General features: G+C 42.7%; 16 protein-coding genes and 1 pseudogene. 13 read left to right on the top strand and 4 right to left on the bottom strand.

The window, feature by feature from the left end; genetic code table 11:
- Positions 1 to 45 precede the first annotated feature (45 nt).
- A complete protein-coding gene (locus SUN_RS06885; protein WP_011981019.1) occupies positions 46 to 270 on the bottom strand; it encodes a hypothetical protein in 225 nt (74 codons plus the stop codon).
- Between the two features lie 194 nt (positions 271 to 464).
- Between SUN_RS06885 and SUN_RS06880 the strand changes: the two genes are divergently transcribed.
- Together SUN_RS06880 and SUN_RS06875 are read left to right on the top strand one after the other, a co-directional pair.
- Complete coding sequence (locus tag SUN_RS06880; protein ID WP_011981018.1) at positions 465 to 1,946, top strand: NAD(P)/FAD-dependent oxidoreductase; 1,482 nt, start codon at positions 465 to 467, stop codon at positions 1,944 to 1,946.
- A 199-nt stretch (positions 1,947 to 2,145) separates the two neighbouring features.
- Positions 2,146 to 3,591, top strand: a complete 1,446-nt coding sequence (locus SUN_RS06875) for an NAD(P)/FAD-dependent oxidoreductase (protein WP_011981017.1) — start codon at positions 2,146 to 2,148, stop codon at positions 3,589 to 3,591.
- Positions 3,592 to 3,638: 47 nt separating this feature from the next.
- Here SUN_RS06875 and SUN_RS06870 read toward each other — a convergent pair.
- Positions 3,639 to 4,105 (bottom strand): annotated as a pseudogene (locus tag SUN_RS06870) (low molecular weight protein-tyrosine-phosphatase).
- Positions 4,081 to 4,401, bottom strand: a complete 321-nt coding sequence (gene cutA, locus SUN_RS06865) for a divalent-cation tolerance protein CutA (protein ID WP_011981015.1) — start codon at positions 4,399 to 4,401, stop codon at positions 4,081 to 4,083. The pseudogene SUN_RS06870 and the gene cutA overlap by 25 nt, the downstream one beginning before the upstream one ends.
- 110 nt (positions 4,402 to 4,511) lie before the next feature.
- On the opposite strand from cutA, the gene SUN_RS06860 reads away from it, so the two are divergent.
- The 4 genes from SUN_RS06860 to SUN_RS06845 all read left to right on the top strand — a co-directional run bounded on the left by SUN_RS06860 (position 4,512) and on the right by SUN_RS06845 (position 7,307).
- Positions 4,512 to 5,339, top strand: a complete 828-nt coding sequence (locus SUN_RS06860) for a thioredoxin fold domain-containing protein (protein ID WP_011981014.1) — start codon at positions 4,512 to 4,514, stop codon at positions 5,337 to 5,339.
- A 116-nt stretch (positions 5,340 to 5,455) separates the two neighbouring features.
- The gene (locus SUN_RS06855) at positions 5,456 to 6,055 is read left to right on the top strand and encodes a trimeric intracellular cation channel family protein (protein WP_011981013.1); all 600 of its coding nucleotides are present in this window, start codon (positions 5,456 to 5,458) and stop codon (positions 6,053 to 6,055) included.
- Between the two features lie 45 nt (positions 6,056 to 6,100).
- Positions 6,101 to 6,691, top strand: coding sequence for a hypothetical protein (locus SUN_RS06850; RefSeq protein ID WP_011981012.1), 591 nt, complete (start codon positions 6,101 to 6,103; stop codon positions 6,689 to 6,691).
- A 1-nt stretch (position 6,692) separates the two neighbouring features.
- Positions 6,693 to 7,307: a fumarylacetoacetate hydrolase family protein gene (locus SUN_RS06845; RefSeq protein ID WP_011981011.1), complete on the top strand. Its 615-nt coding sequence runs from the start codon at positions 6,693 to 6,695 to the stop codon at positions 7,305 to 7,307.
- Position 7,308: 1 nt separating this feature from the next.
- Here SUN_RS06845 and SUN_RS06840 read toward each other — a convergent pair whose 3' ends face one another.
- Entirely contained in the window at positions 7,309 to 8,013 is a 705-nt protein-coding gene (locus tag SUN_RS06840) for a leucyl/phenylalanyl-tRNA--protein transferase (RefSeq protein ID WP_011981010.1), read from the bottom strand.
- An 84-nt stretch (positions 8,014 to 8,097) separates the two neighbouring features.
- Here SUN_RS06840 and SUN_RS06835 point away from each other — a divergent pair, with 84 nt between their 5' ends.
- From SUN_RS06835 to SUN_RS06805, 7 genes are all read left to right on the top strand, one after another.
- A complete protein-coding gene (locus SUN_RS06835) occupies positions 8,098 to 8,559 on the top strand; it encodes a 23S rRNA (pseudouridine(1915)-N(3))-methyltransferase RlmH (protein ID WP_011981009.1) in 462 nt (153 codons plus the stop codon).
- A 12-nt stretch (positions 8,560 to 8,571) separates the two neighbouring features.
- Positions 8,572 to 8,928 (top strand): RNA polymerase-binding protein DksA, encoded by a 357-nt coding sequence (dksA, locus tag SUN_RS06830; RefSeq protein ID WP_011981008.1) that lies wholly within the window; start codon positions 8,572 to 8,574, stop codon positions 8,926 to 8,928.
- Positions 8,929 to 8,937: 9 nt separating this feature from the next.
- Positions 8,938 to 9,972, top strand: a complete 1,035-nt coding sequence (locus SUN_RS06825) for a hypothetical protein (RefSeq protein ID WP_011981007.1) — start codon at positions 8,938 to 8,940, stop codon at positions 9,970 to 9,972.
- Between the two features lie 16 nt (positions 9,973 to 9,988).
- Positions 9,989 to 10,945, top strand: coding sequence for a tRNA dihydrouridine synthase DusB (gene dusB / locus SUN_RS06820; RefSeq protein ID WP_011981006.1), 957 nt, complete (start codon positions 9,989 to 9,991; stop codon positions 10,943 to 10,945).
- Positions 10,946 to 11,018: 73 nt separating this feature from the next.
- Positions 11,019 to 11,441: a hypothetical protein gene (locus tag SUN_RS06815; RefSeq protein ID WP_011981005.1), complete on the top strand. Its 423-nt coding sequence runs from the start codon at positions 11,019 to 11,021 to the stop codon at positions 11,439 to 11,441.
- A 54-nt stretch (positions 11,442 to 11,495) separates the two neighbouring features.
- Complete coding sequence (locus tag SUN_RS06810; RefSeq protein ID WP_011981004.1) at positions 11,496 to 12,239, top strand: sulfite exporter TauE/SafE family protein; 744 nt, start codon at positions 11,496 to 11,498, stop codon at positions 12,237 to 12,239.
- A 112-nt stretch (positions 12,240 to 12,351) separates the two neighbouring features.
- A complete protein-coding gene (locus tag SUN_RS06805; protein ID WP_011981003.1) occupies positions 12,352 to 14,952 on the top strand; it encodes a bacteriohemerythrin in 2,601 nt (866 codons plus the stop codon).
- Positions 14,953 to 15,213: the final 261 nt, after the last annotated feature.

Raw genomic sequence — 15,213 nt, 5'->3', positions numbered from 1 at the left:
CTTATAGGTTAAGTGAATTCCGTATGAATACGAAGAATTTCAAATCTACCGAGACGATTTTTGAAACAACTTGACAAGCCCCCTCGGTACGGCGATGATGATATAGATGATCAAGGTAAAGATCAATGGATGCATAGGTCCTAATCCGTAGGCTCCTGCATCAGGGAGTGCCATCAAATGGTCTAGCGGGTGGGAAGTCCATTCTTTGAAATGCATTCCTATTGCCAAAACCAGAAATATACTTACAAAAATAATCAGCTCTTTTTTCACAATGTATTCCTTGGTAAAAAATAATGCTCTAATCATAACAAAAAGAATTTAGAAATGAGTAAGAATATTTTCAGTGTTTTTAAATTATTATCTTTGCAAATAATTATTATAATTTTTTACAAAAATTCAGCTTGATTAAATTGTAAAAAATTTATAATAATCCTGATTTTTAATTTTAAGAAATAAGGAAGAATATGTCTAAGAAAATAGAATCAAGCAAGATTGCATATGATGCGTTAAACCTTGCTGAGGGTATGAGCAGAAGAGATGCGCTGAAGGTTATGGGACTGACAGGCGGTGCAGCAATGATGATGGGTGCTCCTACGCAGGCGGAAGCCGGGCCAAGCAGTGACAAAAAAGCCAAGATCGTTATCGTAGGTGGTGGTGCCGGCGGTATCATGGCGGCAGCAAGATTGAGAAAAGCGGCATCGAATGCCGAGATCACACTGATCGCTCCCAATGAGACACATCTTTACCAGCCGGGCCAGGTATTTATGGCGGCAGGGCTCTATAAAGAGAGTGATATTCAGCACAGCAATGCCGATCTTGTACCGGATGGTGTTACGTGGGTGAAAGATGAAGTGACGGTATTCGATCCTGACAACAATAAAGTAACGACAGCGAAAAATGGTGATATTCCTTACGACTTTTTGGTAGTTGCAACAGGTCTTGCCTATAATTATGAAGGTATCGAGGGCATGAGTGCTGACCTGGTAGGTAAAAACGGTATTTCTTCAGTCTATCTCAACAATCCCGTAGAGGGAACAGCAAGAGGCGGGGTCGCTACCTGGGAATGGTTCACAGATATGAGGGCGGCAGCAGAAGCGGCTTCGCCGGAAAACCCGATCAAAGTCATCTGTACACAGCCTGATACACCGATCAAATGTGGTGGCGCACCACAGAAGATCCTCTACCTGAGTGACGATAACCTGAGAGGGAACGGTCCAAATGGGGGTGCGGATGTCAGTAAAAATGCACAGTTCAGTTTCTGTAAGAAAGGCACAAAGCTCTTTGGTCTTCCGGGATATAACAAGACACTGGTGGAAGAAGTGACACCGATGTACGGCAATATCACCGATAAATGGAACCATGTACTCAGAAAGATCGATGCAGAAAAGAAAATAGCGACTTTTGAGCATACATATCAGACCAAAGGTGAATACGATAAAGATCTTGGCGAATATGATATGATCGACCATAAAGAAACGGTGGAGATGGAGTATGACTTTATCCATGTCGTTCCACCGATGAAACCGGTTGATGCGGTTGCCAGTTCTCCTCTTGGATGGCAAAAAGGGTCCGCAAAAGGCTGGTTGGAGTGTGACCAGTACACATTGCAGCACAGACGCTATGAAAATGTATTCGGAATCGGAGATATTCTCGGTATTCCAAAAGGAAAGACAGGTGGATCAGCAAGACACCACGGACCGGTTCTTACGGAAAATCTTATTGATGTCATGAACGGGAAAAAACCCACAGCGAAGTTTGACGGATATACGGTATGTCCACTCAAAACACAATACGGTGATATCATGCTTGCAGAGTTTGATTTTGACGGTGTAGCTCCGTCATTCCCATTCCTCGATCCCACCAAGCCAAGATGGATATGGTGGGCATTCGACCTCTATATGCTCAAACCTATGTACTGGCATCTAATGATGAGAGGGTTGATGTAGACTTGCTGCTTGAAAGTGGGGCTGTCCCACTTTCTAAATTGTGATGATTTTTTCTTTTTATAGTTCCAATACTTTACATTTTCTTGCCTAAATTCATATTTCTTATGACGTTAATAGAAAGCAATCTTGCGTATTAATGATATTGCCTCTTTTTAAATTATGTTAAAATAAACCAAGACCAATTTGAAAAAGGAAAACTATGTCTAACAAAATGGAAACAAGTAAGATAGCATACGAGGCCTTGAACGCTGTAGAAGGAATGAGCAGAAGAGACGCTTTGAAGGTGATGGGCCTGACAGGCGGTGCAGCAATGATGATGGGCGCTCCTACCCAGGCACAGGCGGGACCAAGTAGTGACAAGAATGTCAAAGTACTTGTCGTTGGTGGCGGTGCCGGAGGTATCATGGCGCTGGTAAGACTGCACAGAGCGATGCCGAATGCACAATTCACCATCATTGCGCCCAACGAGATACATCTCTATCAGCCCGGGCAGGTATTTATGGCTGCGGGGCTCTACACGCATGACGATGTCGTCAAGCCGAACAAAGACTTCATTCCCGAGGGCGTGAACTGGATCAAGGATGAAGTGGCGACATTCGATCCCGACAATAACAAAGTGACCACAGTTGGCGGCAAAGAGGTAGGCTATGACTATATGGTCGTGGCTACAGGTATTGTTTACCACTATGACCGTATCAAGGGATTGACGGAAGCGGATATCGGTACCAATGGGATCTCCTCCGTGTACCTGAGCGATCTTGCCAAAGGTACGACAAAAGGGGGCGAAGTCACCTGGACCTGGTTCAATGAACTCAAGGCGGCGGCAGCTTCAGGCAAGAAGCCGACAGCCATCTATACCCAGCCCAATACGCCTATCAAGTGCGGCGGGGCACCGCAGAAGATCCTCTATCTGAGTGCGGACCACTTGAAAAAAGAAGGGCTGGAGGCGAACTATATCTTCGCTACGAACGGCGGAAAACTCTTTGGTCTTCCGACCATCGCAAAGTCGCTTGAGAACGTGCAGAGCTGGTACGATACCATCACCAACAAATTCAAACACAACCTTGTAGCGATGGATGTTGCCAACAAGGTAGCGACCTTTGAAAGAACGTACGAGGTTAAAGGCGAATACGACAAAGACCTGGGTGAGTACGATATGATCACTAAAAAAGAGATGGTGGATATGAACTATGACTTTATCCATGTCGTACCGCCGATGTCCCCTCCCAAAGCTGTTGTTGAGTCCAAGCTCGGATGGCAGAAAGGGTCTGCAAAAGGCTGGCTTGAGGTCGATCAATATACGCTTCAGCACAGAAGATACTCCAATGTATTCGGCATAGGGGATGTCTGTGGTATTCCCAAAGGAAAGACGGGCGGATCTGCAAGACACCACGGTCCGATCGTTGCGGGCAACCTGCTTGCAGCAGTCAACGGCGAACCGCTGAAAGAGAAGTTTGACGGATATACGGTCTGTCCTCTGAAAGTGGAATATGGCGAGATCATCATGGCGGAATTCAACTATGACGGCCTTGCTCCGACCATGCCGTTCCTCGACCCTGCGACACCGAGATGGTTCTGGTGGGCGTTCGACCTCTATATGCTCAAACCTATGTACTGGCATCTTATGCTCAGAGGCTGGTTTTAATAGAGTGTTGGAAAGACAGGAGTTCTATCTGTCTTTCCGTACCTTTTCTACCTGCACTCCTTTTCCAAAAGATCCTCTACACATCTGTCAATCATATCAAATACCTTTTCAAACCCTTCAAAACCGTTAAAGAAATAGGGATCGGGAACATCCATTCCATTGCAAGCACCAAAATCACCCAGTTTGAACACAGTAGAAAAACCGAAATTTTCAAGGTCCTCCTTGTTTTGTTCATCCATGGCGATGCACAGTCAAATGTTTCTGTATCTTCACTTCTGAGAGGACGGGAGCGCTGGCCTGAGATATCGACACTATGGTCTCTGGCGATTTTGACGGAATGCTCACAGGGGGCTTTCCCTTCATGCCAGTCGCTGGTTCCCGCCGAGTCGATATGCAGATACAGACCTTTCTCTTTGGCATATTTTTTGGCTATGCCTTCAGCCAATGGACTCCGGCAGATATTGCCCAGGCAGACAAAAAGTATTTTTTTCACAGTGTCTCCCTTTCTATCCATGCCAAATATGCTCCGTTGGCATCCAGTATAGGTGTCATGAGGATCTCCGGTACCTCGTAGGTATGCCTTTGTAAGATCTGCTTCTTTATCGCAGGGAAGTGTTCATTTTTTGTTTTCATTTGCAGGAGAAACTCTTTGCTCTCATCAAGAGAACCTTCCCAGCAGTAGAGGCTTTCTATGGGATAAAGCTGTGCACAGGCGATCAGTTTTGCTTCAAGCATGGCCCTGCCCATCTCTCTCGCTCTTGCTTCATTGTCGATGGTCGTGGTGACGATGCAGTATCTGGTTTCATTCATAGAGAGTATCTTATAGTATAATCTCTTATAAACCTCTCAAGTATTTGAACTGTTAAAGAGAACTTTACGTTATAATCGTTCCCAAAATTCTTTCAAAGGTTTTACCCCAAATGAAACGGTTTCTTTCTATACTCTTGACATTTTCACTACTTCAGGCCCAGAGCTTCTTTACGCTCACAGGAGTAAAGCAGTACCGTATCCTTGTTGCCAATACTTCATCCAAGGTAGACAAGCGTTATAACAAAGAGATTGAAGCAATGTTGATGGAGATGTCAAAAGAGATCGGTATAGACATGAAAAAAGATACCGGTACAGTTCTGGTGCTGGTATTGCGAACGATTTTGGTGGACCAATGTATCGGTATCAGGATCGATCTGGAGTTGGGTGAGTATCTGCCGCGTCCGGGAAGCAGTGAAAATGTTCTGGCCATCACTTACATCGATACACGAAGGATAAGTGTCGATGCGGTAGAAGATGACCTGACAGATACGGTTGAAGAGATGGCGGAAAAATTTGCACTGCAATACAAAGATGACAACAAAGTGCTTATGAAAGTTCAGGAGGACAAAAAGAATTCAGAGAAAAAAGTATTGCATGAGAATTTTGCACAGGAGATGGGGTATGAGACCAACTATAGGGTTGCTATGGAGAAAGCCAAAAAAGCCGGAAAACCCGTGATGGCATTCATAACGACAACTTACTGTCCCTGGTGTAGAAAAATGGAAAGTCGTATTTTAAGCAAAGCCCGGATCGATGCGCAGATCAAGAAAAAATACATACCGCTACTGCTGAATTTCGATGAAAAAGCTTTCCCCAAAGCACTCCATAAGATCACTGTGACACCGACAGTATACATAATCGACAGCAAAACGGAAAAGATCCTGCATACTTTTGTCGGCTACAGCAGTAGAGAGGATATTCTTAGAGAGTTGAAATGATAGAAGAGAAAAAGCTTTTTGCTCACGTTTGCATATGTCGGAGCTGGAGGAATTTTTTGACATGATCGATAGCATCCCTGGGTAGGCTTAGATGCTTTTTTAGCTATAATCCCCTTATGTTTGAAATCGCAGAATATATTGGTATCATCGCTTTTGCCATTTCCGGTTTTTTCGTGGCGGTCAGAAGCAGGCTTGATTTTCTCGGTGTACTCATTTCGGTCTTTCTGACTGCACTTGGGGGAGGGATCATCCGCGATGTCGTAGTCGGAAGAACACCCTATGCCTTTACCTACAATACTCCCGCTGTCATCGTCATTACGGTGATGATATTGCTGATACTCCTGAAGTTCCATAAAAAAGAGAGCATTGAGAACCGGCCCCTTTTCATTTTCAGTGACTCGGTAGGGCTGATCTCTTTCAGTATCACCGGAGCGATGATCGCTTTGGAGAGTCAGGTAAACCTGACCGGCGTGCTGGCTTTGGCATTCGCCACTGCAGTAGGAGGGGGTATTACGAGAGATGTCATCATCAACGAGGTCCCTTTTGTTTTCAAGACCGGCTTTTACGGTACGGTTGCGCTTCTGGTCTCACTGCTTGTCTATCTGCTGCATATGCAGGGATGGATGAACTATTATACACTGAGTGTGGTCTTTGTATTCGGAGTAATGCTTCGTATCGTCGCTTATTACAGAAAATGGTCCATTCCTCTGGTTTGACCGCTTTCTCTCGATATGGTACAATCATACAAAAAAGGATACACCATGATCAAAAAAACCATTTTCAGTCTGCTGCTTCTGTGGGGATTCTCCTCTACGGTATCTGCCGACATGGCAGCACAGAGACCCGATATGAATGCTCAAATGGCGCAGATGCAGAAGGGAATGGCGCTTCTGCCGTTTTTGACCGCTCCTATAGAAAGCAATGAAAAACTCACATCAAAGGATGTCGAGTTGTTTCTGAGTACGATACAGAAGAAAGACATGCACTATGCCGACTACAGTGAGAAGATGGAAAAAGGCTATGAAGAGGCCGCGGCCGTGCTGAAAAAAGGTGTCAGTTTCGATACCTTCGTCAAAAAAGCCATAGAGCTTTCCGGTGTACAGGGTGTACTGGACAAAGATGCCAAAGAGATCGGTTATGAAGATGCCCTGGACCTGACATTGAAAACCACACGGATCGTCAGAGCCATGATGGCAATAGAGATGGAGAAGCAGATAGCCAAAGCCCCCAAGGAACAGCAAGCTATGATGCGCAATATGATGTCAGGAATGATGGGCGTACCCAAACCCGAAGATTTAGAAGTGGTTAAGCCCTATGCGGATCAACTCAAGCAGATCATGAAAAAACAGTAACATGAAAACTGTAAGATATCGGAATGAGAATGTTCCTGTCTCGAAAGTGGTCTGCATAGGCAGGAACTATGTAGAACATATTGAAGAACTCGGTAACGAAATACCTCAGAACATGGTAGTGTTCAACAAACCGAATTCGGCCATTTCTGACAGGCTTCACTACTTTTCCGAGCAGTGCCGTTTCGAAGGTGAGATCTGCTTCCTGATACGAGAGGGAAAGATCGATGGTGTAGGATTCGGGCTTGATCTTACCCATGCCGACATACAGAACCATCTCAAGAAGAAAGGACTGCCATGGGAACGTGCCAAAGCTTTTGACAAATCAGCAGTCCTCAGTGATTTTGTACCTCTGAACGAGCCAGTGGAGAGTTTGCATATGAAGCTTTACATCAATGATACGCTGGTCCAGTTCGCCACGTATGAACTGATGATGTACAAACCCCATACGATGCTTGAAGAGATACAGCAGTTTATGACACTTGAAGACAACGATATTATAATGAGCGGTACGCCCAAAGGCGTCTCAACCTATAATTTGGGGGATACTTTCAGGGGTGAAGTTTATGCAGGGGAAATGCTATTGGTATCTGTAGAGTGGAAAGCAGAGCAGCAATAAGTTATTGCCCGGTTGCCTCGAACCAGCGTTTCAAAAATTCAGGCCGTTCATAGACTTTTGCACCCAAAGTAAATTTGTAATCCATATAGGGTTGTCCAAGATTCCAGAATGCGAAGCCTTCGGTTTCAAGGTGTTGTGCCAGCAGTACCAGTTGGGCTGTACCGTAATTGTTATAGGGTTTTGCTCTACGGCTGAATCCGCTCAGGCTGGTGTATGTCCTGCCTATGATATAGCCTATCTCTCCGGCAATGAGCTTTTCCTCTTCTCTGAGTGTAACGGAGATGACCTTGAAGTTCTCATCTTTCCCTTCTGTCTCTTTGAGCATCTTCAGGTAACGTGGTGTCAGCCAGTTGTTCCTGTGTGTCAGCTCTATGGCCTGGGCAACGGTATCGAGTTCTGTGCCTATCTCGATGCTGAGTGCTTTTCGTTTGAGTAGTTCCTGTACTTTTCTGCTGATATGGAGGTCTTTGAAGTTGAGCAGGACGTAGGCGAACTGTATCTCGGGAAGCAGCAGTTCATCCTCCTCGAAATAGTCGGTGACCGCTATAAAGCCTGCTTTAGCCTGTGCAATATAATACACAGGTGTAAAATCTTCGCTCCAATAATAGTTTTTACGCATATCCGAATAGATATTCTCCTCAAGAAATTCCCGATCGATCAGAAGGTCATAGGGTAGATGATATATGCCGAGCTGAATCGTATCCATGAGGTTGATGCAATGCTACTCCCTTCTTCTTTTTGTAATTGTATAGAAAAATGGATACAATTACAAAATTTTTTTGGGGTCCCTATGAAAATAAACGTCATTATTATCGATAAAAAGGGAAAAGACCAGCTTTATGCCCCTTTGATCGAACACTATAAAAAAATATCCAAACCCTTTGCTAAAGTCGAAGTGATCGAGCTTTTTGACAAAGAGATCGCAAAAGCACAGGATATCTCACCTGAAGCAGCACAGAGATCTTACAGCAAAGCACTGGAGAAATATTTGGGCAGTGGCATAAATATCGCTTTGGATCCTGCTTCAAAAGAGGTGGACAGTTTCGAATTCGCGAAATTGCTTAAGGATAGCGTGACTGTAAACTTCTACATTGGCGGTGCATACGGCTTTGAGAGGGATTTTTTAAGCAAATGTAATAATGCCGTATCATTTGGTAAAATAACGCTTTCACATAAACTGGTGAAGGTTGTGTTGATGGAGCAGATATTCAGAGGGCTGACCATCAATCATAATCACCCATATCACAAATAATTAGGAAGATAAATGTTGACACAGGAAGAACTGAAAGAGTTTGAGAACAAGTTGCTGGACAGACGTGTTCAGATAGAGAAGAACCTTAACGGAACCGCACTTGAACTGGAGGGTATGAGAAATCTCGATCTTAATGACGAGGGTGATTATGCTGCAGCATCTGCCGAAACAGCAGTCGATAGCGCGATTTTGGAGCAACAACGTAAAGAATTAGCGGAAATTGACCTTGCTTTGGATAAAATAAAAAACGGAACTTACGGTATTTGTGAAATGTGTGAAGAGCCTATCGGAAAGGCACGACTTGAAGTGAAGAACTTTGCACGTTTCTGTATCACTTGCCGTGAGATAAACGAAAAAGAACAACAATAAGGATAGAACATGAGACTGGGGCTATATATCTTCGCTGCTTTGACATTAATGGCTATTACAGGGGCACTGACCTATACGGTCAATCCCAATAACTATCTTGTAGAATTCATGGGGATCAATTTCAATTTCCCTGTGGCAGTTTGGGTTGTACTGCCTATGGGAGTGTTATTGCTCTTTACAGCTATCCATATGATCTTTTATTCTCTGAAAAGTTATTTCAAACTCAAGAAATGGGAAAAAGATGCTTCTACGCTTGAAGATGCACTCTACTGGTCTTTGGTCAATGAACCGAAAGAACAGAAGTACGCGATGGAAGAGATCAGAGGTTCTGCAGTTGTTCTCGGCAAATCGTCATTGAATGTCAATGATGCGGTCGAGGGGCTCAATGCAAGACTTTCAAAAGTACTGAACATCCTTAACAAGATCAAGAGCGGAGAATATGTCGATCTTAAAGAGAATAAGATGGCAAAAGTCTTCAGTGACGGGAATCCGCACCTGATTCAGAACAGGCTCAACCGTTTGCATAACGATCCTGACTTCGTTGAAGAGGTCATGAAATCCTCTTCCCAGTACTCCAAAATGGTACAAAAGCAGGCTCTTGATATTTTTGCGCGCAAAGAGACATTCTTCAAAGCACGCAAATATGCAAAGATCTTCGACCCTGAAAGTCTGCATGTCATGCTTGCCAGAGCGGTACATGAGGAGGATATGGGCTTGAGTGTCGATATATTGAATGACTTCGTAGCAGTATTGAAGCTGAGCTGTACCGACTTTGTAAAGATCGCCAATGTCACGAAGAAGGTCCTTTCTCCTAACGAAAATCTTGCTCTTTTCAAATCATATCAAAGCAAGTATCCAAAGTCGCAGACAGCCTATCTTTATCTTCTTTTCGATTACGAACTTATAGATGAAGCAAGTGCCTATCTCGATGAACATGGAGAGCATGAATTCCTGAAATTTAGAGCTTTCAACGAGTTGAAGAAGAGCCATAAAAAATTCAAACTCGAAGATCTCGTTAGCGTCGATACTATTTGTGTAAAATAGGTATCCTCTACCTTACATGGCATCCCTCGATTTTTCAAAACCCCTTTATGCTCTGGCCCCTCTCGCGGGCTTTACGGATCTTCCTTTCCGATCGGTTGTCAAAAAATTCGGTGTCGACCTTACCGTTTCCGAAATGATCAGCTCCAACGCACTGGTGCATAACAGTAAGAAAACCCATAAAATGCTTGAAAAGAGCCCGCGGGAAGATCCGTATTCCATCCAGATCGCAGGCTCTGACCTTGAGGTGATAAGGCGTGCCGTGGAGATCATAAACGAGCAGGAAGGGGTGAGCGTCATAGACCTGAACTGCGGCTGTCCCGCTCCCAAAGTGGTCAACAACCTCCAGGGAAGTTCTCTACTGACCGATCTTCCACAGATGGGAAAGGTTATAGAGACCATCAAAACACACTCCAATAAACCCTATACCAGTATGAAGATGCGCCTCGGTTTCAACGAAAAGAACCATGTCGAGATCGCCAGGATCGCAGAGGCGAGTGGAGCGGACTACATTGCAGTGCATGGACGGACCAGAGCAGGACGCTACAAAGCGCCTGTCGATTATGATGCCATCAGGGAGATTAAGGAAGCAGTAAACATTCCGGTCATTGCCAATGGGGATATCGATTCACCCGAAAAAGCACAGTGGGTCCTGGAACATACAGGTGCCGACGGTGTGATGATCGGCCGTGCAGCCGTAGGTAAGCCCTGGATTTTCAAGCAGATAAAAGAAGGCATGGCACAGCCGACTTCTGAACTTATCAAAGAAGTGGTCCTGGAGCATTTTGACCAGATGATCGATTATTATGACAAATACGGGGCGATCATCTTCAGAAAGAATCTTCACTCCTATTCCAAGGCGGGATATCAAGGTGCATCACTCTTTAGAGACAGGGTCAACCGTATAGAAGACCCCAAAGAGATGCGTGAAGTGGTAGAAGAATTCTTTTCTCAGAAATTCTTCCATGAAGCGTAGTGTTTTTTGATGTATATCAAAGATATCTAAACGACTTCAGACTATAATCACACAAATTTTTCAAGGCCAAACTATGACTTTTGTATTCATTAAGACCATTCACCTTTTTGCCGCCTTTATTTATGGTGGTTTTCTTATTACGGACAATCTTTTTCTTAACAAGATCAAACGCTCCTACAGCGAAGAGGAGCATGCAGCTATACGCGAATCTTTTATGAAGTATGTACGTAAAGTGGTCCCGCCAAGCCTTATTGTGGCTGTATTGACGGGACTCTATCTTATCTCTCAAGTCTATGGTCCCATCGGGCCGGACGGTCTGACCTGGTTCCAGTCAGTTCTGTCCCTAAAAGCCTTTCTCGGTATCTGGCTTGGACTCAGAGGCGGACTGCAGGTTTACTTCAAGATACAGCCATTTGTATTCAAAAGCCATGTCCTGCCTTTCGCCTTTGTGATCACGATCATTTTCCTGTCACAATTTATGTATTTACCAGTATAGAAGATTCATTCAAAATAATGTTATAATTCTCGCATTCATTTTTGGAGTAGGCCCATGTTCATAGAACTATTACTTGTCGGTATCTTCATCGGGTCTATGTCCGGTTTTTTCGGTATTGGCGGGGGAATGATCCTCGTACCGATACTGCTTGCTATCGGTTTTGAGATCAAAGATGCCATCGGTATCTCCATCATCCAGATGGTCTTCTCTTCGGTCTACGGCTCCTACCTGAACCATAAAAAGGGTTCCCTGATTGTTGGTGAAGGGATCTTTGTCGGTATCGGCGGTTTTGCCGGGGGGTATCTTGGAGGATATGTGACACATTATGTCTCCGATACGGTGCTGCAGATACTGTTTCTCGGTATATTGCTTTTTGCCCTTTTCAGACTGTTCTTCTCAAAGATGCATATAGACGATTCCCACTCAAAAACCCTGAACAAAGGATTGCTCTTTTTCATAGGATTACTGATCGGTATTTTCTCCATTACCCTGGGGATCGGCGGGTCCATCATTCTGACACCGATCCTGGTAGGCCTGCTGCATTATCCGCTCAAAAAAGCGATCAGCGCCGGGCTTTTCTTTGTTGTCTTCTCATCCATCGCAGGTATGATAAGCCGCCTGATGATAGGCACGATAGACTTCCAGAACGGGCTCATCGTGGCAGTTGCCTCACTGGTGGGTGTATTCGGAGGGATCTGGCTTAAGGACCATGTCCATGACACACACCACAAGTCGGCCTTGATGCTGCTCTATCTTATATCTCTGGTGATCCTGGTCAGGAAGATGTTCTTTGCATAAAGCATAGATGAGTGTATTGGATTATAAGGTTTTGATTTAGTAACTTTTTACCTACCTACATCTTTTACTATTTATGATATGATATATCTAAAAAATAGTGGTGGTAGGCAGGATGAAAAAGGTGGATATTTTTCCATGGGATGATAATTTCAATACAGGTATTGAAATTATAGATACCCAGCATTATCAATTAGTTTCAATTATCAATCGCTTAGCTATGAATACTACCCATAGAATAGGCGACCTTAATATTATTTTTGAGGAGCTTATTGATTATACACTTTATCATTTTAAAACAGAAGAAAGTATTTGGCATAAGTACCTTCCTGATAATTCACTCGAAATAGAACATCAAGCTACGCATCAAGGGTTTATCGATAAGGTATTACGATTTAAATCTGAGCAATTTACGTCATCTTCCGATAAACTTTCTGAAGAGACATTAAGTTTTTTGGCTACTTGGCTTGCTTCACATATCCTTGAGTCAGATCGTTATATGGCACAAATAGTGCTTTCTTTACAGAATGGATTTTCTTTGGCAGAGGCAAAAGTGCATGCAAAAGAAAAAATGGGTGAATTGACTTCTCTTCTAATCAATATAATCTTATCGAGATACAAGACCCTTTCTTCTAATACAATAGACCTTCTAAATGAGATAAAAAGTCGTCAAGATAAAGAGGAAAAGTTAAAACTTGCTGCCAGCGTTTTCAGTCATGCCCGTGAAGGCATCATCATTACTGATGCCGAAAATAAAATTATCGAAGTGAATGACACATTTATATCTATGACAGGCTATAAGCGTGAAGAAGTTTTGGGCAAAAACCCTAAATTACTCAAGTCAGGAAAACACGATTCTGGATTTTATGCTGAAATATGGAGATCAATTAGTGAAAAGGATTATTGGAGTGGTGAAATAATTAATCGTCGAAAAAATGGCGAGGAGTATATGGAAATGCTTACTATCAGTGCGATATTAGATGATCAGGGAAAGCCAAAGAATTATGTAGCATTATTTACTGATATCACTACAAAAAAAGAACATCAAAAACAGTTAGAACATATTGCCCATTATGATGTTCTAACCAGCCTTCCTAACCGAGTATTGTTGGCAGATCGTCTCTCTCAAGCTTTACATAGTAGTCGACGAAATAATCTGGTTTTAGGTGTTGCATTTATTGATATTGATGGCTTCAAAGAGATCAACGATACATATGGACACAATACGGGAGATGACCTGCTGATCACACTCTCCTCGCGTATGAAAGGCGCTTTACGAAATAATGATACATTAGCAAGAATTGGAGGAGATGAATTCATAGTTGTATTTACTGATTTAAAAAAACCTGAAGATTGTCACCCAATGTTAGAGCGATTGTTACAAGTAACCTCTGCTCCCATTATCCTCAATAATAAAAGTATGAGTGTTTCCGCGAGCATAGGACTAAGTATCGCAGCTCCCGATAAAGAGATAGATGCGGATCAGCTTATACGTCAAGCAGATCAGGCGATGTATCAAGCGAAACAATCTGGTAAGAACCGTTACTCTGTGTTTGATATAGAAAAAGATAGTGCTGTGAATATCAAAAGAGAAAGATTAAATCAGATTAGTAAAGCAATGGATAATCGTGAATTTGTCCTCTATTACCAGCCTAAAGTGAATATGACTACGGGTGAAGTGATTGGTGTTGAAGCATTGATACGTTGGGAACACCCGGATCATGGTTTACTTCTTCCAGGAGAGTTCTTACCGATTATTGAAAACAACATGATAAGCATAAAGTTAGGTGACTGGGTTATCGAAACAGCGCTTAGTCAGATCGAAACATGGCAAAGACAGGGATTAGATATCTCTATCAGTGTCAACATTAATGCGCTCCAACTACAGCAAATAGATTTTGTATCACGTTTGGAAGAACTATTGAGTATGCATGCTACCGTTGATCCTAGTCTTTTAGAACTGGAAGTACTTGAAACGAGCGTAATAGATGATATAACACAGGTTTCTAACGTTATGCATAGGTGTATAGATCTTGGTGTGCGGTTTGCATTGGATGATTTCGGAACCGGATATTCCTCCCTGACATACCTTAGACGTTTACCTGCACATTTAATTAAAATAGATCAAATTTTTGTACGCGATATGCTTATTGACCCTGATGATCAGGCAATAATTGAGGGTGTAATAGGTCTATCTAAAGCATTTGGGAGAAAAGTAATTGCTGAAGGTGTAGAAACCATAGAACATGCTAAAGCGCTCTTACAAATCGGTTGTGAACTGGGACAGGGATATGGAATTGCAAAAGCGATGAAAGCTTCAGATATTCAAGAGTGGATTAAATCATGGAAATCAAATACTATGTGGAGTAAGTTTGTGTATGATCAAAAAGACTTTAATGTTCATTTAGAAGTTAATCATCAACACTGGATTAATGCTTTACAAGGGTATTTAAATGGTAAACAAGAGAATCTTCCACCAATGAATTCAGATAAATGTCATTTTGGAAAGTGGTTGCAAAATGAGGGACATGAACAGTATGGTCAGCATCCTGCATTTCCCATGCTGATTAATATACATGAACGCCTCCATGTACTCGGTCGAGAACTTGTTGATCTTTATACACAAGGTAAGCAGGATGAAGCTCAATTACGTGAAGTTGAGTTATTGGCAATATACAGTGAACAAGTCAATAAAATAAAAGAAATATTATCTTGATGTATAGACTTTCCCTTATAACATAGACAAAAAGGAATGACACAAGAGAAAATAAGAAGTTACTAGAAGTTCAGAAGCTTCAAAAAGGAATAGTAACCCTCTATGGATTTCATATAGAGAGTATAGTCTTATTGTATGAACCAAGTGTGAATCTTATATTGACATTTAAATGGTTTTAGAAAACCACATAAAATATATAAGTTTATAAGGTTTTCAATTGGTAGCTAAATAAAGTGTATAGACTTCATATTAGCTACCTAG

The sequence above is a fragment of the Sulfurovum sp. NBC37-1 genome, from assembly GCF_000010345.1.
GTDB lineage: Bacteria > Campylobacterota > Campylobacteria > Campylobacterales > Sulfurovaceae > Sulfurovum.
The sequence above is the reverse complement of the archived record's forward strand: the minus strand, read 5'-3'. Positions and strand labels throughout refer to the sequence as shown.